Annotated in this window: 19 protein-coding genes; 16 read left to right on the top strand and 3 right to left on the bottom strand. The window is 61.4% G+C overall.

The window, feature by feature from the left end; genetic code table 11:
• The first annotated feature begins 131 nt into the window (after nt 1-131).
• The 8 genes from lptB to BLW03_RS03210 all read left to right on the top strand — a co-directional run bounded on the left by lptB (nt 132) and on the right by BLW03_RS03210 (nt 8585).
• Nucleotides 132-902, top strand: coding sequence for an LPS export ABC transporter ATP-binding protein (lptB, locus tag BLW03_RS03245; protein WP_074655738.1), 771 nt, complete (start codon nt 132-134; stop codon nt 900-902).
• A 198-nt stretch (nt 903-1100) separates the two neighbouring features.
• Nucleotides 1101-2657: an RNA polymerase factor sigma-54 gene (locus BLW03_RS03240; RefSeq protein ID WP_074652323.1), complete on the top strand. Its 1557-nt coding sequence runs from the start codon at nt 1101-1103 to the stop codon at nt 2655-2657.
• Between the two features lie 171 nt (nt 2658-2828).
• Nucleotides 2829-3308, top strand: a complete 480-nt coding sequence (locus tag BLW03_RS03235) for an HPF/RaiA family ribosome-associated protein (RefSeq protein WP_074652322.1) — start codon at nt 2829-2831, stop codon at nt 3306-3308.
• 153 nt (nt 3309-3461) lie between these two features.
• Nucleotides 3462-4418: an RNase adapter RapZ gene (gene rapZ, locus BLW03_RS03230; protein ID WP_074652321.1), complete on the top strand. Its 957-nt coding sequence runs from the start codon at nt 3462-3464 to the stop codon at nt 4416-4418.
• Between the two features lie 73 nt (nt 4419-4491).
• Nucleotides 4492-6381, top strand: coding sequence for an ABC transporter ATP-binding protein (locus tag BLW03_RS03225; RefSeq protein WP_074652320.1), 1890 nt, complete (start codon nt 4492-4494; stop codon nt 6379-6381).
• 36 nt (nt 6382-6417) lie between these two features.
• Nucleotides 6418-7095 carry a guanylate kinase gene (gene gmk / locus BLW03_RS03220; protein WP_074652319.1) on the top strand — a complete coding sequence of 226 codons (678 nt, stop codon included), beginning with the start codon at nt 6418-6420 and terminating at the stop codon, nt 7093-7095.
• 118 nt (nt 7096-7213) lie between these two features.
• Complete coding sequence (rpoZ, locus tag BLW03_RS03215) at nt 7214-7453, top strand: DNA-directed RNA polymerase subunit omega (RefSeq protein ID WP_244501936.1); 240 nt, start codon at nt 7214-7216, stop codon at nt 7451-7453.
• 91 nt (nt 7454-7544) lie between these two features.
• Entirely contained in the window at nt 7545-8585 is a 1041-nt protein-coding gene (locus BLW03_RS03210) for a uracil-DNA glycosylase (protein ID WP_074652318.1), read from the top strand.
• Here BLW03_RS03210 and BLW03_RS03205 read toward each other — a convergent pair.
• The gene (locus BLW03_RS03205; RefSeq protein WP_074652317.1) at nt 8582-9487 is read right to left on the bottom strand and encodes a LysR substrate-binding domain-containing protein; all 906 of its coding nucleotides are present in this window, start codon (nt 9485-9487) and stop codon (nt 8582-8584) included. The two genes, BLW03_RS03210 and BLW03_RS03205, sit on opposite strands and share 4 nt — an antisense overlap.
• 82 nt (nt 9488-9569) lie before the next feature.
• Here BLW03_RS03205 and BLW03_RS03200 point away from each other — a divergent pair, with 82 nt between their 5' ends.
• Entirely contained in the window at nt 9570-10058 is a 489-nt protein-coding gene (locus tag BLW03_RS03200; RefSeq protein WP_074652316.1) for a GNAT family N-acetyltransferase, read from the top strand.
• 125 nt (nt 10059-10183) lie between these two features.
• Nucleotides 10184-12667, top strand: a complete 2484-nt coding sequence (gene priA, locus BLW03_RS03195; RefSeq protein ID WP_074652315.1) for a replication restart helicase PriA — start codon at nt 10184-10186, stop codon at nt 12665-12667.
• A 90-nt stretch (nt 12668-12757) separates the two neighbouring features.
• Here the strand turns inward: priA and BLW03_RS03190 are convergent, their stop codons facing one another.
• Nucleotides 12758-13039, bottom strand: a complete 282-nt coding sequence (locus tag BLW03_RS03190; RefSeq protein WP_074652314.1) for an HU family DNA-binding protein — start codon at nt 13037-13039, stop codon at nt 12758-12760.
• A 190-nt stretch (nt 13040-13229) separates the two neighbouring features.
• Between BLW03_RS03190 and dcd the strand changes: the two genes are divergently transcribed.
• Both dcd and BLW03_RS03180 read left to right on the top strand, forming a co-directional pair.
• Complete coding sequence (gene dcd, locus BLW03_RS03185; protein WP_074652313.1) at nt 13230-13784, top strand: dCTP deaminase; 555 nt, start codon at nt 13230-13232, stop codon at nt 13782-13784.
• 4 nt (nt 13785-13788) lie between these two features.
• On the top strand, nt 13789-14427 hold the full coding sequence (locus BLW03_RS03180; protein WP_074652312.1) for a response regulator transcription factor: 639 nt from the start codon (nt 13789-13791) through the stop codon (nt 14425-14427).
• A 1-nt stretch (nt 14428) separates the two neighbouring features.
• Here BLW03_RS03180 and BLW03_RS03175 read toward each other — a convergent pair whose 3' ends face one another.
• On the bottom strand, nt 14429-14980 hold the full coding sequence (locus BLW03_RS03175) for a hypothetical protein (protein ID WP_074652311.1): 552 nt from the start codon (nt 14978-14980) through the stop codon (nt 14429-14431).
• A 75-nt stretch (nt 14981-15055) separates the two neighbouring features.
• Here BLW03_RS03175 and BLW03_RS03170 point away from each other — a divergent pair, with 75 nt between their 5' ends.
• The 4 genes from BLW03_RS03170 to BLW03_RS03155 all read left to right on the top strand — a co-directional run bounded on the left by BLW03_RS03170 (nt 15056) and on the right by BLW03_RS03155 (nt 18745).
• The gene (locus BLW03_RS03170; protein ID WP_170834943.1) at nt 15056-15730 is read left to right on the top strand and encodes an energy transducer TonB; all 675 of its coding nucleotides are present in this window, start codon (nt 15056-15058) and stop codon (nt 15728-15730) included.
• A gap of 311 nt (nt 15731-16041) precedes the next feature.
• Nucleotides 16042-16731 (top strand): lipid-binding SYLF domain-containing protein, encoded by a 690-nt coding sequence (locus tag BLW03_RS03165; protein ID WP_074652309.1) that lies wholly within the window; start codon nt 16042-16044, stop codon nt 16729-16731.
• A gap of 71 nt (nt 16732-16802) precedes the next feature.
• The gene (locus BLW03_RS03160; RefSeq protein ID WP_083350286.1) at nt 16803-17828 is read left to right on the top strand and encodes a lysophospholipid acyltransferase family protein; all 1026 of its coding nucleotides are present in this window, start codon (nt 16803-16805) and stop codon (nt 17826-17828) included.
• Nucleotides 17829-17830: 2 nt separating this feature from the next.
• On the top strand, nt 17831-18745 hold the full coding sequence (locus BLW03_RS03155; protein WP_074652307.1) for a UDP-3-O-(3-hydroxymyristoyl)glucosamine N-acyltransferase: 915 nt from the start codon (nt 17831-17833) through the stop codon (nt 18743-18745).
• Nucleotide 18746: the final 1 nt, after the last annotated feature.

Here is an 18746-nt window from a genome sequence, read left to right as displayed (position 1 = left end):
AAGCAGAAATCCCTTGGGATGCATCACAACAGTGCCGAGGCCGGAATTCTCCTCATCTCAGCAACGATTTACGCGAAACAAGAGAAATTGTGAACCTACCCGTCCCATCCCCCGTCGAACTGATTGAACCCATGAGCACCTCCACGGATGTACTTTCGCCGGCGCCCGTTCGGCAGCGGCTTACGCTGTCGACGGACAACATCGGCAAGAGTTACAGCGGTCGCGAGGTCGTTCGCGGTGTCAGCATCAACATCGCACAGGGCGAAGTGGTTGGCCTGCTGGGTCCAAATGGTGCGGGCAAAACAACCACCTTCTACATGATCGTGGGCTTGGTGCGTCCGGACAGCGGACAGGTGCAGATCGGTGGCGAAGACATCAGCCGCGTGCCGATGTACCTGCGCGCGCGCAACTTCGGCATCAGCTACCTGCCGCAGGAACCGAGCGTCTTTCGTAAGCTCACCGTCGAGGAAAACATTCTTGCGATCCTGGAAACGCAGCCGCTCAGTTGGGAGGCCCGGCGTAATCGTACGTCGACCCTGATTGAGCAGTTGAACCTGGGCCACGTGCGCAAAACGCAGGGGTATGCGCTCAGCGGCGGCGAGAGGCGGCGTGTTGAGATCGCACGATGCCTATGCATCGATCCCAAGTTCATTCTGCTGGATGAACCTTTCAGCGGTATCGACCCGATCGCTGTGCTGGATCTGCAGGAGATCATCCACGGGCTGAAGAACAGCGGCATTGGCGTACTGATCACCGATCACAACGTCCGAGAGACCTTAAGTGTGACCGATCGCGCCTACATCATCACGGAAGGCCGCATTTTCCGCCACGGAACGCCGGGCGAACTGGGACGTGATGCTGAGGTGAAGCGCATTTACCTTGGCGAAAGTTTCCGCATGTAGTTTTCAATTCTTCCCTGGAAATCCCTCTTTGGGACTATTCCCAAAAACCGTGTAAGCACGTTGCATGCCATTATGTGTGCGCGACGGCTCTTGTCGGAGTAAAATCCGGATGTTCGGCTGCATCAACTCCAGCGGTAGGCTGGCACTTCTGGAAGTGCCGACCAGCGCCTTTGGTTTGCTTTGAGGGAGACTCCGTAATTGCTTACACCGAAGCTCAATCTGCGGGTATCACAACGCCAGGTGCTCACGCCTGGCCTGGTGCAGATGGTGAGCGTGCTCGCCCTGAATAAACTCGAACTGAAAGAGATGATCAACGCGGAAGTCGTTGAAAATCCTGTTCTTGAGGAGATTGAAGACAACTCGGAAACCTACGAGGAACAGGCCGGTCGCGAAGGCGATCGCGAGCTCACGGCGGAACAGCAGAAAACCGAAAAGGAACGGGAAGAGAAGGACCCATTCGACGAGATCGATATGGGTGAATACTTTCAGGATTACCTGGATCCTGGCTTCCGCGTGGCTGGTCCGTCCTTCGAAGACGTCGATGCGCCATCGTTTGAAAATTTTCTCTCCAAGCCCAGCACGCTGAGTGACCATCTGCTTTGGCAGTTGGGCAGTATGTCGTTGCGGCCGGAGCTCCGGATGGCTACGGAAGTCATCGTCGGAAACCTCGAAGACAACGGCTACCTGCTGGTCAGCGATGAGGAGCTTGCCGCTCACGACGATCGCGGCGTCGCCACGCCGCAACTGTTCGCAGAGGCGCGTGCCGTCGTGCAATCGCTCGACCCGATCGGCGTAGGCGCTGCGGACCTGCGCGAGTGTCTGCTGCTGCAGGTGCGGGCGTGCTTGAAAGAGGTTGAGGTTGCGATGATCCGGGCGCGTGCGCAGTCGGTGCGACGCGATGGGGAAGAGGGTGTGCCGGATGCGTTTCCAGCGCTGGAGGCCAGGCGCAGCCAGCTGAAGCTGGCGTGCCGCATCGTCACAGACCACCTGCAGCTCCTGCAGAAGCGTGACCTGCGCGAACTGATGCGCCTGCTTGGCTCGCAGGCGGAGCCTGTGAACAATGCCATTGAATGCATCCGCCAGTTGGACCCACGACCTGGCCAGCGCTACAACCTGTCGGAGACGCGGCTGATCGAGCCCGATGTGGCCTTCGTGAAGCGTGGGGACGACTGGGTTGTCGTGATGAACGAGGAAGACCTTCCGGCCCTGCGCCTCAACGCGGGTTATCGGAAAATGCTGCGGCAGAAAGACACCGAACGCGAGGTGAAAGAGTACGTCAAGGAACGCTACCGGTCGGCGATCCAACTGCTAAGGAACATCGAGCAGCGCAAGAACACCATCGTGCGCACGTGCGAGTGCATCGTGCGCCGTCAGGGCGACTTCCTGGAACGGGGCGTCGACGCCATGCGGCCCATGATGATCAAAGAGGTTGCAGAGGAGATCGGTGTGCATCCTTCTACCGTCAGCCGCGCGGTGGCGAACAAGTATGTGCACACGCCACAAGGCGTCTATGAACTGCGATTCTTTTTCGCGGAAGGCGTCAACGGTCCCGAGGGCGGAGATCTTCCGCTGCCTCTGCTGAAGAAGAAGGTCCGCAAGCTGATCGACGATGAAGATCCACGCAAGCCGCTGACGGACGACGCACTTGCAGCCGAACTGCAGCGGCAGGGCATCCAGGTGACCCGCCGCACCGTGGCAAAGTATCGCGAAGATATGAACATCGCGAGTACGCATCAACGTCGCCAACGGCAGTAACGTTGGCGATCGTGCGGATATCATCCGGCGATCCGGAATTTCCTTCCCATTGACGCGACCCTCCGCCGAGGACTAAAACAACACCTCCGGATGTCGCTTTCACAGGCCGTTCACAGGCTTCGTGAAAGACAACCAACGGCATCCTAGGAACGGTAGTAGGAGGTATCAGGAATGGATCTTGAGATCACCGGTAGAGGCACACAGGTCACGGCGAAACTACGGCAGCAGGCGGAGGAAGGCCTGGCACGCATCGAGAAAGTACTTGGTCCCAAATGCGTGGCCAAGATCGTTCTCAGTTGCGAGAAGAACCGCTGCGAGGTCGAGGTGACCGTCCGCAACACCATTGCGGACTTTTCCTCCAGGACTTCCGCGAAGGAGATTGAGGTCGCGCTGAAAGACGCGCTGGATAAGGTGGAACAGCAGGCGGTAAAGGCCCGCAAGAAAGTTCTCACCAACAGCCATCATCCGGAACACACTGCGACTGGATCCATCCGATTGCAGACCACCGACGCCGATGAAGCCAACACGGTGAAGAGTAAGACCGACCCTGAATCCAAACGCCTGTCGCAGAGCAAAACAGGCGTTGGCAAGGCCATTGCAGCCATCGATGATGGTGACTTCGGTGACGAGCAGGACATCGAAGCCGCCTAGCCGTTCGGAGTACCCGGAGCGCCCTCGAAGTCGCGGAGTTCATGTAAGGTGAGTCGCTTTGATTGCGCCATCGGCAGGAACTTCACGCACTCCGCGGGCGCTCTTCTTCGTTCCTGTCATGGAGCAGCCCCAGACGGGTGCTAGCATTTCGGCATGGCGAAGCGTCCTGCGAAACCCGCTGAGAAGACGTCGGCGGTCAAGGTCTCCCCTGCAAAGGCTGTTACGCCGGCCAACAGTGTTGTCCCGCCCCCGGGAGTGGCACACGGCGAACTGGTCGTGCTGACCGGGCTCTCCGGCGCCGGCAAGCTCTCTGCCCTGAAGACCTTCGAAGATCTTGGCTTCTACGCCGTGGACAACCTGCCACTGGAGTTGATCCCGCAGTTCGCGGACCTGGTGCGTGGCTCCAACGAGATCACGCGCGCCGTTCTGGGCGTCGATGTGCGCGAGGGCCTGATCGACAAGTTTCCCCTGATCCTGCAACAGGTGCGGAACGTTTTGCCGACCTCGGTCGTCTACCTTGAAGCGTCGGATGACATCCTGGTGCGGCGCTACTCCGAGACGCGCAGGCCGCATCCGCTGCGACGAGACGAACTGGTCAGTGAGTCCATCGCGGCAGAGCGCAAGCGCATGGAACCCATCCGCAACGTCGCCGATGTGCTCCTCGACACCTCGCGCTTCAACGTGCACGAACTGCGAGCACACATCAACGCGCAATTCAGCCGCAAGCAGGGCGAACAGACGCTGCTGCTGTCGACCATGAGCTTCGGCTTCAAGAACGGTGTCCCGCCTGAGGCGGACCTGGTCTTTGATGTACGGTTCCTGCCGAACCCGCACTTCATCCCGGAGTTCCGTCCGCTGACGGGGCGCGATGCCGAGGTGGCTGCGTACGTGATGGGCTTCCCGCAGACGAAAGAGTTCCTCGACCGCACGACGGACATGCTCAAGTTCCTGTTGCCGCACTACGTGGCCGAAGGAAAGAGCTACCTGACCATTGCCTTCGGCTGCACTGGCGGCCAGCACCGCTCGGTGGCGCTGGCGGAAGAGATGAAGAAGCGGCTCACCGAAGCAGGCTATCGTGCGAAGGTAAGCCACCGCGACATGCCGCGATAGCGGTTGCGTCCCGCAGACTTCGATAAGATAGGACCGTGCCACACCAGCCACACGCGATCGTGCGGAGCGCCCGATGAAACGTATCCTGCGCCTGCTCCGCTACCTGCGTCCCTATCTCCTGCCGACATTTCTGTCTGTTCTGCTGATGGCGGTGGTGGGAGCCATGGCTGCGCTGCGCCTGCTGCTCGTGAAGCCCATCCTGGATAACGTGCTCAGCGCGGAGATGCAGCCGGTGAAGCTGCTGATTTTTCCCATCCCGCATACGCACTGGACGTTGAATTTGCAGTGGCTTGTGCCTCACCACTTTCACAACGCCTGGAACATCGTTGCGTACGCCCTGGTACTCTCCGCGGCGGTGAAATCTGTCTGCGACTACGCGGGAACGTACCTGGTGAACTACGCCGGCTTCGGCATGATCACGGACCTGCGCAACGATCTTTATAGTGCTGTACTGCGCCGCTCCGTCGCGTTCTTCCAGCGTTACACCACCGGTTCACTGCTCTCCACCCTCATCAACGACATTGAGCGTGTGCAGGTCGCCATGTCGACCGTGCTGAGCGACTTCCTGCAGCAGTTTTTCACCTTTGTCTTCCTGTCGGTGGTGGTCATCATCTACGGCGGGCAGCTTGCGTGGATCCTGCTCGGCTTCGTGCTCGTCATCTTCTTTTCCGCGCGCCGCATCGGCAGGGGCGTGCGCCGCACCACGCGCGGCGGCCAGGACAAACTGTCTGACATTCAGAACATCCTGCATGAAACGCTGACCGGCAACCGCATCGTCAAAGCGTTCGGCATGGAACTGTGGGAGATGGCGCGCTTCCGCCGCGCAGCTCGCCGCCTTTTGCGCGCGAACATGCGGGCCATTGGCGTCAGTTCCATCTCCTCGCCGTTGATGGACGCTCTCGGTTCCGTGGCGATCGCGCTGCTTTTGTGGATTGGCCGGGTTCGCATCGTGCATCACCAGATGACAGCCGGATCCTTTATCGCGTTCCTGGTCGCGGTGTTCTCTCTGTACGATCCTGTCCGCAAATTTGCGATGTACTACAACAGCTTTCAGCAGGCACTGGGCGCCAGTGACAAGATCTTCCAGTTCCTGGACGAACAGGACGAAGTTCCCGAGAAAAAGGGCGCCGTCGAGCTCCTCGAATTCCAGGAGGGACTTCGCTTCAGTGATGTCAGTTTTGGCTATCGTGACGAGGAAGATGAGCACGACTTCCACCAGGTGCTGCACAGCCTGAGCCTCTACGTTCAGCGCGGCGAAGTCGTCGCGGTCGTGGGTCCGAGTGGCGGCGGTAAATCCACGCTCGTCAACCTGATCCCTCGCTTCTTTGATCCGACGGACGGCGCCATCACCATCGATGGCCACGACCTGCGCGATGTCCAGGTGGCCAGCCTCCGCAGGCTGATCGGCTCCGTGACGCAGGAGACGGTGCTGTTCAACGACACGGTGCGGAACAATATCGCGTACGGGCAGCCGGACGTGCCCATGGAGCGTGTCGAAGCAGCGGCTCGCGCCGCGCTGGCCCATGACTTCATCCTGCGCATGCCGGACGGCTACAACACGGTGATCGGCGAAAAGGGCTTCCGCCTCTCCGGCGGCGAGCGTCAGCGCCTCGCGATCGCGCGGGCCATCCTGAAGGACGCGCCGATCCTTATCCTCGACGAGGCCACATCGGCACTGGACGCCGAGAGTGAATCGCTGGTACAGGAAGCCCTCAGCAACCTGATGACGCATCGCACCGTGCTGGTCATCGCGCACCGCCTGTCGACTGTCCGCAAGGCGGATCGCATCATTGTGATCGAGCGCGGCCGCATCGCCGAGACCGGTTCGCACGCAGAGTTGCTGGCGAAGGGCGGCGTCTACCATCGCCTCTACTCCATGCAGTTTGCCGACGCGGCCGAGGATGCTGCGAACGTAGAAGCAGGCGATGCGTCGGCAGCGATCGCAGCATCTGCAGCGCAGTAGGCGCTCAGGCGTATAAACTGCATTCAATCAACAATCATGGCTGGCATTCTTTTCATCATCTCGGCACCCAGTGGATCGGGCAAATCCACCCTCGTAGGCGAACTTCGCAAGTATGTCGAGGGCCTCGAGTTCTCCGTGAGCTACACCACGCGTGCGCCCCGGGGCAGTGAGGAGAATGGCCGCGAGTATCACTTCACGTCGCGCGAACACTTCGAGCAGATGATTGCCAACGACTCCTTCCTGGAATGGGCCGAAGTCTTCGGCAACTACTACGGGACAGCGCGGTCCGCTCTTGCCCTGGCCGCCGAGCATGGACGTGATTTGCTGCTGGATATCGATGTGCAGGGAGCGATGCAAGTCATGGAGCGGATGCCTGCAGCCGTTTCGATCTTCATCATGCCGCCCGGTCCGCGTGTGCTGGAAACGCGTCTGCGCAATCGCAGCGCGGCCGAACACATGACGGATGAGGCCGTGATCGAACGCCGTCTGCAGCAGGCGCGCAGCGAACTGGAATATGTGGATCGATACCAGTTCGCCATAGTGAATGACGTACTGGATACCGCAGCCGCAGAGTTGCGGGCGATCGTTCTGCAGGCACGCGGGGACACGGACGCCTCCGCCCTGGAGTTGTCCCATTGCTGCCGCACCTCCGAGTCGCCGGCACGCCTGAAGCGGGTACTGGACGAGTTCACGGCCACGGATCTCACGGTTTAGTCGGCTATTGCCAGCGCTCTCCCGGTTTGGTACCACTACTTCCGATGAAAGTTTGCCTATCGCGCCACTTTGCGTCAATTCTGCGGTACAGTGTGCCTATGCGGTACGGAGGCAAGTGATGAGCCACGATGCTTTGAACGGTCACGACGCGATGTTCGGTCCAGATGCACTCCACAACAAGTACAGTCTGGTAAAGGGTGCCGCACGCCGTGCGCGCCAATTACAGTCCGGCGCTCTGCCGCTGATGGCAACCACAAGCATGAAGGCATGCCGCGTGGCACAGGACGAAATTCGCACGGGCCATGTGCGCTTCGTTGTCATGCCGTCGCCCAAGGCCATCGCACTCTCGGCGCTGTAACGCCGCAAGCAGCTCTACCGCTGCGGGGTTTTCCTCCATTGCATCACCCGCCACGGGCGGCGCGATCTTCTGCGGTCTTAGAATCAGGGTTATGGATCTGAGTGCAGAAGCGCTTCGCGGTTACATCGATTACCTCCGCGACATGGGCGTTTACGACATGTACCGGCAGGGCGCACCGGCAGACAGTCCGGAGTTACATGCGTGGCTGCAGTCGCTTGCACCGGCATCGCGCCCCACCGTTTCTGCTGCTCCCGGCGCGGCGCAACGCAGCAGCGCCGTGGCCGCTCCCCGGCCCTCATCCTCTCCATCGCTTGCGCAACGCCCCGCTCCGGTGCGGCCCGCATCACCACGTCCCGGAGCCGGTCCGGAGATCGTGATTGCGCCCATGGCTGCCAGCACGCCACAACGCACCATCCCACCTGCCGCTACCGCGCCAGCAGCCCCCGCTGCTTTCGATGACTTCATCCCAGAGACAGGACCCTTCGCGCCGCCCTCCATGCCGCTTGTCAGCTTCAATCAGCTTGCCCCTCTGCCTGCCTCACGCACTGTACCCCAGGACAAAGCTGCAGCCCTGCAGGCGGTGCGCGACATCATCGGCGATTGCACGCGTTGTCCGCTTGCCTATGCCGGTCGGCACACCATTGTCTTTGCCGATGGTGACCCGAACGCCCAGCTGATGTTTGTCGGCGAAGGCCCCGGTGCCGACGAGGATGAGAGCGGCGTGCCGTTTGTCGGCAAGGCCGGGCAGCTGCTCAACAACATGATCCATGCGATGGGACTGAAGCGTGAAGAGGTCTACATCGCGAATATCGTCAAGTGCCGTCCGCCCAAAAATCGTGTGCCGGAACCGGCAGAGGCAAACACCTGCTCGCCATTCCTGCTGCAGCAGATCGACATCGTGCAGCCGAAGATCGTCGTGGCTCTCGGTGCCACCGCAGCAACATATCTGCTCGGTGTAAAGCAGCCGCTCACCGCACTCCGCGGGCAGTGGCATGACGTGCGCGGCGCCAAGTGTGCCGTCACCTACCATCCGGCATTCCTGCTGCGCGATCCCCGGCAGAAGGGCGAGGCGTGGAAGGATCTGCAGCGCGTCATGGTCGAGCTCGGTCTGAAGCCGCCCGCACGCGCCTAGTCATTCCGAGCGCCGGCAATCTTGCGGGCGATTTGTGCGAAGGCCTGCACGATGGGACGCGTCTCTCCCTTGCGATGGGCCAGTTCCACATGGCTGACTTCCGTTGCTCCGCGCAACGGCAGGCAGACGACGCCCTCCATGGCAACGCTCCGCACGCACTCCGGCGCGATGGAAACGCCGAAGCCGACTGCAATCAACTGTAGGATGCTGAGCCAGTTCGACGCTTCCTGAACCACGCGCGGAAAGAAGCCCGCCTCTCCGCACATGCTCAGCGGTTTGTCCCATGCCAGCGCGCCGGCAGCCCTTGAGTGGAATACGAACGGCTCGTTGCGCAGAGCTGTTGCGGCGATGCTTCGCTGCGTTGCGCGCGGATGATCGGCTGGCAAGACCGCGATGAAGCGCTCTGAGAAAAGCACTTCGGTATGCAGGTCTGGATGCGGATCACTATCACGCAGCAGACCCGCGTCCAGTACGCCACTGGTAAGACCTGTGACGACGCGCGAGGTGAACGACTCATGCAGCTGCAATTGCACGCGTGGATACGCGGCACGGTAGCCCTGCAGCACCGCAGGCAGACTGCCCAGCATGCCCGATCCGATAAAGCCCACGTTCAGCGATCCGCTCTCGCCGCGGCCAATGCTGCGCGCCTCCTCGACATCGTGCTGTACGCTGCGCAGAGTCCGCCGGGAGCGCTCCAGAAAGATCTCACCGGCGGCAGTCAGTGTGACGGAGCGCGAGGTGCGCAGGAACAGGGGAGCGCCGACAATCTCCTCGAGCTTGCGAATCTGTTGTGAGAGCGCGGGCTGGGCCAGGTAAAGCCGTTTCGCAGCGCGTCCGAAGTGGAGCTCTTCGGCGACCGCGGTGAAGTAACGCAGGTGCCGCAACTCGATCTCTGCATTCATAGTTTTAGAGTATCAATCAAGAGAATCAAGATATTGGACGTGCATGGTAACGATCGCTAGATTTGAGCAACAGGAGTTCGTTATGACCGCCACCACTGTCGAATTGATGATGCGCCCCATGGCAACCGAGTCGGATGCCGAAGCCTTCCGCACGCTGAATGAAGAGTGGATTTCAAAGTGGTTTCGCATCGAGGAGAAAGACGCCACAACGCTCGGCGACCCACGCGGAAAGATCATCGCGACTGGCGGACAGGTCTATGTCGCCACGGATGGCGATCGTGTCCTGGGAACCGCAGCCTTGATTCGCTTTGGCGACGGCATCTATGAGCTGTCGAAGATGGCTGTCTCTCCTGAGACGCGCGGGCAGGGAGTTGGACGAAAGCTGCTCGCGTACGTGCTGGAGCAGGCGCGGGCGCTGGGTGCTCACACCGTCTTTCTGGGCAGCAGCACAAAGCTGGTAAACGCCATCCACCTCTACGAGTCGCTCGGTTTCCGGCATGTTCCGCCCAGCGATCTGCCGGAAATGAAGTACGACCGCGCCGACGTCTTCATGAAGATCGACCTGGCTTAGTCTGCCCCTCGGACATTGGGTGGACCATCCAGTGGCATTCATCCAGCGGGGTACCCATCTTACGGGGCACACGTCCGCGCGCGTCCCGTGGTTCGAAGTAGCCACCGGACTCATACACTAGAGCTGTGCCCTTGTTCGTGGATGTTGCGTTGCCCGTGCCGCTGGAGCGGGCGTTCACCTATTCGGTGAGCGGCGCTGATGCGCCCCCGGTCGGCGCGCGCGTGCTGGTGCCCTTCAGCGGGCAGCGTCTCATGGGTGTCGTGGTGCGTGTTCATGACGTGCAGCCGACGGACGGCTTCGAAGTGAAGCCTGTGCAGCAGGTGCTGGACGACGCTGCGCTGCTGCCGGACGAGTTGATGAAGCTGGCCGAGTGGATCGCGCAATACTACGTCGCGCCTCTCGGCGAAGTGCTGCGGGGCATGCTGCCCCTGAACGCTGAGATACGCCGCACGTTGCTCTATCGCATCGCAGAGCAAGGCCGTCGCGTGCTGTATGAGGGCGCAGCGAAGGGCTCGTCCCGACGATCGAAACTTTCCGCCGAAGACCAGAACAAGGAGTATGCCGTGCTCAATGCGCTGGAGGGCGGTGGCGCGGTTAAGCTGACCTCCTTGCGTAGCTCCACCGGCGCCAACAAGGCGCTGTTGGAAGGCATGGTGAAGAAGCGCTGGCTGACGCGTGAGGTCGAGGCGGACGAGCGCGATGCGCGCCGGCTGGAGAAGATCGCCGTACTGGTGGACGATGTCCGCCTGCCAAAGCTGAACGAAAACCAGATGAAGATCATGGCGGAGTTGAGCGCGGTGGGCGGACGAATGCGTGTGTTGGACCTGCGTTCGCTCGACGTGCCGCAATCGACGCTGGCTACGCTGGTGAAGCGCGGATTGGTGCAGGTGGAAGACGTGCCGGAATCCTTTCATCTGGGAGGTGTCCATGCTCCCGGCAAGAAGCACTCGCACGAACATGCACTGAACGAGACACAGACCGAGGCACTCGCCGGTATCGCCGCAGCGATGGGCGAGGGCGGGTTCAAGCCGCACCTGCTGTATGGCATCACCGGTAGTGGCAAGACCGCCGTATACTTCGCGGCGATGCGCCGCATGCTGGACGCGGACAAGGCATCGCTGCTGCTGGTGCCGGAGATCGGGCTGACACCTGCGATGGCGGGGCAGATGCACGCCGCCTTCGGTCATGAGGTGGCGCTGTTGCATTCGCAGCTCTCACCCGATGAGCGGGCGGAGCAGTGGCACCGTATCCGACGCGGCGAGGCGCGCATCGTCGTGGGCACACGCTCTGCCGTGTTCGCACCTGTGCCTGCGCTCGGCCTCATCATTGTCGATGAAGAGCACGATGGCAGCTACAAGCAGGAGGAGACGCCACGCTACAACGGCCGCGATGTCGCCGTGATGCGTGCCAAGTTGCTCGGCATACCTGTGGTGCTGGGTTCTGCGACACCGTCGCTGGAGAGCTGGAACAACGCGCAGAGCGGCCGCTATGCGCTGCTGAAGATGGAGCAACGCGTAATGGATCGTCCGTTGCCGGCGGTGGAACTTGTCGACATGCGCGCAGAGTTCGCGCAGACGGGTGCGGAGAACATCTTCAGTCGTCGACTGATCGAAGAGACGCAGGCAACACTGGACCGCGGCGAGCAGGCGATCATCCTGCTGAATCGGCGCGGCTACAGCTACGTGGTAATGTGCCGCGCATGCGGAGACAAGATCGAGTGCGAGAACTGCGCCATTGCGATGACCTTTCACAAGCCCGTCGTGGACTCCGATCTGCACGCAGAACCGGGCGAGCGGTTGGAGTGCCACTACTGCGGGTATCGGCGCACCGTGCCGAAGGCTTGTCCAAAGTGCCAGAGTGAGCACCTGTACTACATGGGCGCAGGGTCCCAGCAGGGAGAGGAGCGGTTGCAGGAGATCTTTCCCGCTGCACGCATCGGCCGCATGGATCGCGATACGGTGCGTGGACGCGGTGACATGGAGCGACTGCTGCAACGTCTCCACTCCGGCGAGATCAACCTGCTGGTGGGCACGCAGATGATCGCGAAGGGGCATGACATTCATGGCGTCACGACGGTTGGCGTCGTGGGTTGCGATCATGCATTGGGCATGCCGGACTTTCGCGCAGCCGAACGTGTCTTTCAACTGCTGACCCAGGTCAGTGGTCGCGCCGGCCGCGGCGATCTGCCGGGCAAGGTTCTGGTGCAGAGTTACCACCCGGACCACTACGCCGTCCGCATGGCTGCGGAGCACGACTACCTGGGCTTTGCGCGCCGCGAGATGCAGTTCCGCAGACCCTTCTTCTATCCGCCCTTTGGCGTGCTGGCGAACGTGCTGGTGCAGTCGCAGGAACTGAATGAAGCGATGGCCTGGAGCGGCCAGCTTGGCCGATGGTTCGCAGGCCGAACGGTGCAGGGCGTGCGCGTGCTGGGTCCGGCGCCGGCACCGGTGTCACGACTGAAGCGGATCTATCGCTTCCACCTGCTGCTCAAGGCGCAGCGTCGCAGCGATGTGCAAGCCGGTCTAAGAGCCATGTTGCAATACGCGGACACGCAGGGGATTCCGCGCAAGGCGCTGGTGGTTGATGTGGATCCGATCAGCCTGATGTAGCGCTTCGCGCCAACCCACACACGTGCGATGAGACTACGCATGGATGGGGCACCCGATTCATCGAAGGACGCGGGGTCGAAGGACGCGAACTTACTCGGGTGCCTTGTCGAGGACTTGCAGATCCTTGCCGGGTTTGAAGCGGACGGCGCGACCTGGTTCGATATCGACTTCCGTGCCCGTGCGCGGATTGCGACCGATGCCGGTCTTGCGTGGCTTGACGGTGAAGACGCCAAAGCCGCGAAGCTCGATGCGTTCGCCGTTGGTCAGGGCCTTCTTCATGCCCTTCAGAATCTCTTCCACGGCCTGTTCGGCCCGTGTGCGAGGCAGACCTGTGCGATCGACTACCCGTTGAATCAGGTCCTGCTTGATCACGTGTGCTGTCCCTTCCGGCTCTCGCGGCCGCTTTGACTGGGGCGCTTCGTCCGATGTTAGGAACGACTGGCGCCGGTGTCAACCATTGTCCGGTAGAGATCATTTCTAAGAAAGATGGGAATCGAGTGTTGTCGTAAGATGACACGAAACGAAACACAGAGCCACATGGGTAACCGTGGCAGGGAGTTGCATGTCGATCAAGGCCGATAAGTGGATTCGCGAGCAGGCCGTCAAGCACGGCATGATCGAACCGTTCAGTGAGAAGCAGGTCAACGCGGGTTGTATTTCCTACGGGCTGTCTTCCTATGGATACGATCTCCGCGTCTCGCGTGAGTTCAAGATTTTTACGAATGTGAATAGCGCCATCATCGATCCGAAGGCGTTTGATGAGCGCTCGTTTGTCAGCGTCGATGCGGATAGTGTCATTGTTCCGCCGAACTCGTTTGCGCTGGCGCGTTCCATCGAGTACTTTCGCATTCCGCGCGATGTCCTGACGATCTGCGTTGGCAAGAGCACTTATGCGCGCTGCGGCATCATCGTAAACGTGACGCCGTTCGAGCCGGAATGGGAGGGCTATGTGACACTTGAGATCTCAAACACCACGCCGCTGCCCGCAAAGATCTACGCGAACGAAGGCCTCTGCCAGATTCTCTTCTTCCAGTCGGACGAAGTGTGCGAGACCAGCTACGCCGACCGCAAGGGCAAGTACCAAAAGCAACAGGGCATCGTTCTGCCGAAGCTCTAACTCTATGGGGACAGAACTGGACAACACGAGGCCACGGCTGCGGGTGGGGGTGCTGTCGAGCGACCCCCTGCGCGTGGAGGGCCTGTGCGCGGTGCTGTCCGATTGCGACCTGTTGCCGCTGACCGCACCGGACACCCTGCGCGAAGGTGACCTGTCCATGGTCCTGATCGACACGCGTGAAGAAGATCTCTTCCCCATGATGGCGGCTTTCCGTCGCGCTCGCCCCGGCCTTCGGCTGATCGTGCTGGGCAGCCGCACGGATCCGTCATTCATTCAGCGCGTCGTGGCCAGCGGGGCCAAGGGCTACCTGCAGTACACGGCCAGTCCGCGTGAGATTGTGATGGCGGTCGACGTGGTCGCGGACGGTTCCATCTGGGCCCCGCGCAAGGTGCTGGCGAGCCTGATTGACACGATCGCGCCCGACGATCCCAGGCCGCCTGAGATCAAGCTGACGCCGCGGGAGCGTGAAGTGATCGACCTGCTGATTGACGGTCGCGCCAATCGTGAGATCGCCGCAACACTTGGCGTTGAGACGAAGACCGTTAAGTCGCACGTCGGCAGGCTGCTGCAGAAGTTTGGCGTCGCCAATCGTGTGGCGCTCACTGTTCGCGCCATTGAGATGCAGATCGACGGTCGTAATTGAGTTAGTCGTCTTTCTTGTCTGTCTTCGTCCCGATTTCCGGCAGGGGCCCTTCGCGCTTCAGAACATAGACGTTCACCTGTTTGCCGAGTGGGCCCACGGCCGTCTCCGTCTCCACCAACGTGTTGCCGCCGTCTTCGAGCGTGTATCGCACGGTGTTGGAGGTCTTCTGGCCGTTGAGCGTGACACCGGTCTCCGTCAGAAGCATGGCTTGCCCAACACGCTGGATGCGCGACCGAAACGTAATGTCCTCGCCGTGAACAACGTGTGGCGTCGGGGAGTCGACGACCAGCGTGGTCTGCCACGCGTCCGGCTTTTCCTCTTCTTCGGCCTGGTGCGTGTGGATGTAGTGCCACGTCTTGCCGTCGTACTGGATGATGGCTCGGCTCTCTCCATTGGTGTGCTGCACGACTTTGCTGCGAGCTGGGTCCAAAACCCACGTGCCGGAGAACGCAGGCAGCGTGGCCGTCGTTGCTCCGCGCGCGGTGCGGGGCGGCTGTGCGGAGAGACTTGCCAGCGGCAAAGACAGGACGACAAGGAGCAGGGACGATCTCATGCGGAGCAGTCTACTCAACGGCTGCGACTGCAGACCAGCATCGCGGCGTTGTGCCCTTGCGATACGATGAGCCGCATGCTTCGCCTCAGCGATCTTCGCCGCCGTTTGGCCCTGATCCCCGCCGCAGCGCCGCGAGCCCGCGGCGTTCGGTGGCTTGAGACGCTGCCTGGCCGCGCAATGTTCTCGGCTTGTCTGCACCTGCTGGCGTTGCTCGTTCTCGTGAATGCCTGGTGGATGGGGGCGCCGCGACTCAAGCCGGCCGGCACGGCCACGGGGCGGCACGTTCTGGTGACCTACAACCCGGGCAAGCCCGCGCCCTTGCCGCCGACACCGCCTCGCCGTGCAATGGCGCGGCGTTACCCAAGAGCAAACGTACTTCCGGTGGTGGCGGACGATGCCAGCGCGGCCCCTCCGGTGCAGGGCAACGATGCTCTCGGCACCGGCACTGTCAGCTTGCTGTATGTGCAGGCGTTTCCAGGGCAGAAACCGGATCTGTCCGGCGCCGGAACGACCGGCGATGTCATCGTGGAGGTTGAGATCGATGACACAGGCCACGTTGCGCAGGTACATGCCCGTCGCGGTATGGGTGCGCAGATCGACGACCTGGTCGTCGCGACGGTCGAGCGTTGGCTCTTCCACCCCGCAATGCGAAACGGCCATGCCGTTGCGAGCGAGCGTGAACTGCGCTTCCACTTTGACCGTCGTCGTAATGAGAATTGCGGCTGGGAGTGCTTCGCCTTAGAGGAGTGACCAGAAAGTGCGTGCCAAAAAGGGAGGAAGCAGTATTCAATAGTCTTGGGACCTACGTAACTTGCAGGTTACTTCTATAGGCCGCATCTTAGATCTACGTAACACAGACCTGGGAGAAGAGGGGCTGTCGGCCGGGGTGAGAGCCCAGACTGCAGCCCCATTTTTTTGCCTATGGTCGCCCCCAATGTAGACCTTTGACGACGCTTCAGCAGCCGTCCCTTTCGATCCCGTACAACTTGACTCGCGTCTCATCCATCACAAGTAGCGATGTGAGCGTGCGCCCATGGGGTGCCGCAGAAAAGGTGATAAAGATGAACCGTATCAAAGCTGCACTGTGTGCGTTGACGCTTGTAGCGACCGCACTGCCCGCCATGGCCGCCGACAAGGCGAAGCTTGATGAGCGCCTTACCGATTCGCAGAACATTCTGCACGAGATCATGGCGACTCCCGACAAGTCGATCCCCAGCCAGATTCTGAGCGGCGCAAACTGCGTCGTCGTGATCCCGGCCTTCAAGAAGGGCGCCTTCGTTGTTGGTGCACAGTACGGTCAGGGTGTCGCGACATGCCGCACCGGCCACGGTTGGAGCGCACCTGTGTTCGTGCAGCTCGCCGGTGGCAGCTTCGGTTTCCAGATCGGCGGACAGTCGACTGACCTCGTTCTGGTTGCAATGAACCAGAACGGTCTGCAGCACATGCTGACCAACAAGTTCAAGATCGGTGGCGATGCTGCTGCTTCGGCAGGCCCGGTTGGCCGTAACGCCCAGGCCGGCACCGACTGGAAGCTCAATGCGGAGTTCCTGACCTACTCGCGTTCGAAGGGCCTGTTCGCAGGTATCGATCTCGACGGAACGGTGCTCTCGCAGAACGAGGATGATACGCGCACGTTCTACGGTGCAAACATCCCCTTCAAGACGGTACTGGGTGGCGGACAGCGCACACCGGATGACGCAAAGCCCTTTGTCGGCACGGTTGCGAAGTACTTCGTCTCCAGCCGTCAGTAGCATTCGAACGAATCACACGAGGGGCCTCCGTAGGGGGCCCTTTCGTATTGGCGCGGGATTACACTGAAGCCTTGAGTCTTCCGGCATCACGTCAGGAGCGGACGGTCACCTTCCGTCAGCGGTTGGAATATGCAGCGGTCGTCGCGGCTGTGTCTGCACTGCGTGTGCTCCCGAGGTCTGTGGCGCGGTCTGCGGGCGCTGCCATCGGAGCAGCCGCAGGCGCCCTTGCAGGACGTCTCTCCGGCACGGGCGACCGCAACCTGCAGCTGGCCTTCCCGCATCTCTCAACGTCGGAAAGGCAAGCTGTTCTTCGCGGTACTTTCCGCTCGTTGGGGTGGCAGCTCGCTGAGTTCTGTCAGATGTCCAACTATTCGGCGGAGTTCGTTCGCGAAAAAGTCATGCGATATGACGGGCTGGAGAACTTCCTGACGGCCGAAGCGCGCGGTAAGGGCGTGCTGGTGCTTACGGGCCATCTGGGAGCCTGGGAGCTATCCAGCTTCGTACACTCTCTGCTGGGACACCCCATGGGGATGGTCATCCGGCGCCTGGACAATCCACTGGTCGATGACATGGTGAACGCGATCCGGTGTCTGCACGGCAATCGTGTCCTGCACAAGGATGACTTCGCTCGCGGGTTGATCAGCGCGATGCACAAGGGCGAAACCGTTGGCATCCTGATGGATACCAACATGACGCCACCCCAGGGAGTCTTCGTGCCATTCTTCGGTGTTCCTGCATGCACGGCCAGCGGTCTGGCCCGCGTTGCGCGGAAGACGGGTGCGGCAGTGGTTCCGGGCTTCCTGCTCTGGTCGCAGGAAGAGCAGCGCTACGTGCTCCACTTCGGCGAGGAGCTTAAGATTCAGCACACCTCCGATGCCGAGGCAGATGCACTCGCAAACACCGCGCTCTTCGCGGCCACCACGGAGGCATACGTCCGCCGTTATCCGGAGCAGTGGTTGTGGCTGCATCGCCGCTGGAAGACACGTCCTCCCGGTGAGCCACCGATTTACACGCGGCGCTCGGCGAGCACGGCATCGGGCGCGCGGAGCGGTGTGGATGCAAAGAACAGTTCGATCCTATCGGCGGAGACGCGTTAACGATGGCAACCAGACCCGAGATTGCAGCGTGGCTTGGGGCCGAGATCGGCAGAGCGACTTCCGCCGAGATCCTGCGTGTTGCCGCGCCGGAGTCCGCCTCGGCGGACGCAGTGGTCTTCGCAACATCAGCAGAGGCCCTCGCATCTGCGTTGGCGTCTGCGGCCGGGCTGGTGCTGGCGAGCGCAAAGCTTGCCAGTGACGATCCGAGGGTGATGCATGTGGCCGATGCCCGGCTGGCATTCTCTGTCGTGGCCGACCGTCTGCGTCCGCGTGTGTCCGCACAGATCGATCCAACGGCGCAGATCGCTCCCTCAACGAAGTTGAGCGACGGTGTAAGCGTCGGCCCCGGAACGGTCGTTGGCGAGGCCGTCACGATCGGCACCGGATGCACCATTGGCGCGCGAGTCGTCATCGAGGCAGGGGTAGTGCTGGGAGATCGCGTTCAGGTGCAGGCAGGCGCCGTGCTTGGTTCACGCGGCTTCGGCTACGCTCGGCGGCCGGACGGTAGTTACCTGCTGTTTCCGCAACAGGGCGCGCTCGTCATTGAAGACGATGTCGAGATCGGCGCGAACACCACCATCGACCGTGGTGCCCTGGGTGAGACACGCATCGGTGCCGGAACGAAGATCGACAACCTGGTTCACATCGGCCATAACGTACGCATCGGCCGCAATGTGATCATTGCTGCGCAGACCGGCATCAGCGGCTCCAGCGTCGTCGAGGACGGTGCAATCCTGGGCGGACAGGTCGGCATGGGCGAGCACGCGATCGTCGGTCCTGGCGTCATCCTCGGCGGTGGCGCAGGTGTGCTTAGCAACAAGAAGCTTTATGGAGCAGGACAAGTCTTCTGGGGTCGTCCCGCGCGTCCACTCAAGCAGTATCTGCGTGACCTGGCGCGGCTAAGCCGGGGGAAGTAGC

The sequence above is a fragment of the Terriglobus roseus genome (assembly GCF_900105625.1).
Classification (GTDB): Bacteria; Acidobacteriota; Terriglobia; order Terriglobales; family Acidobacteriaceae; genus Terriglobus; species Terriglobus roseus_B.
This window is presented reverse-complemented; position numbering and strand designations above follow the sequence as displayed.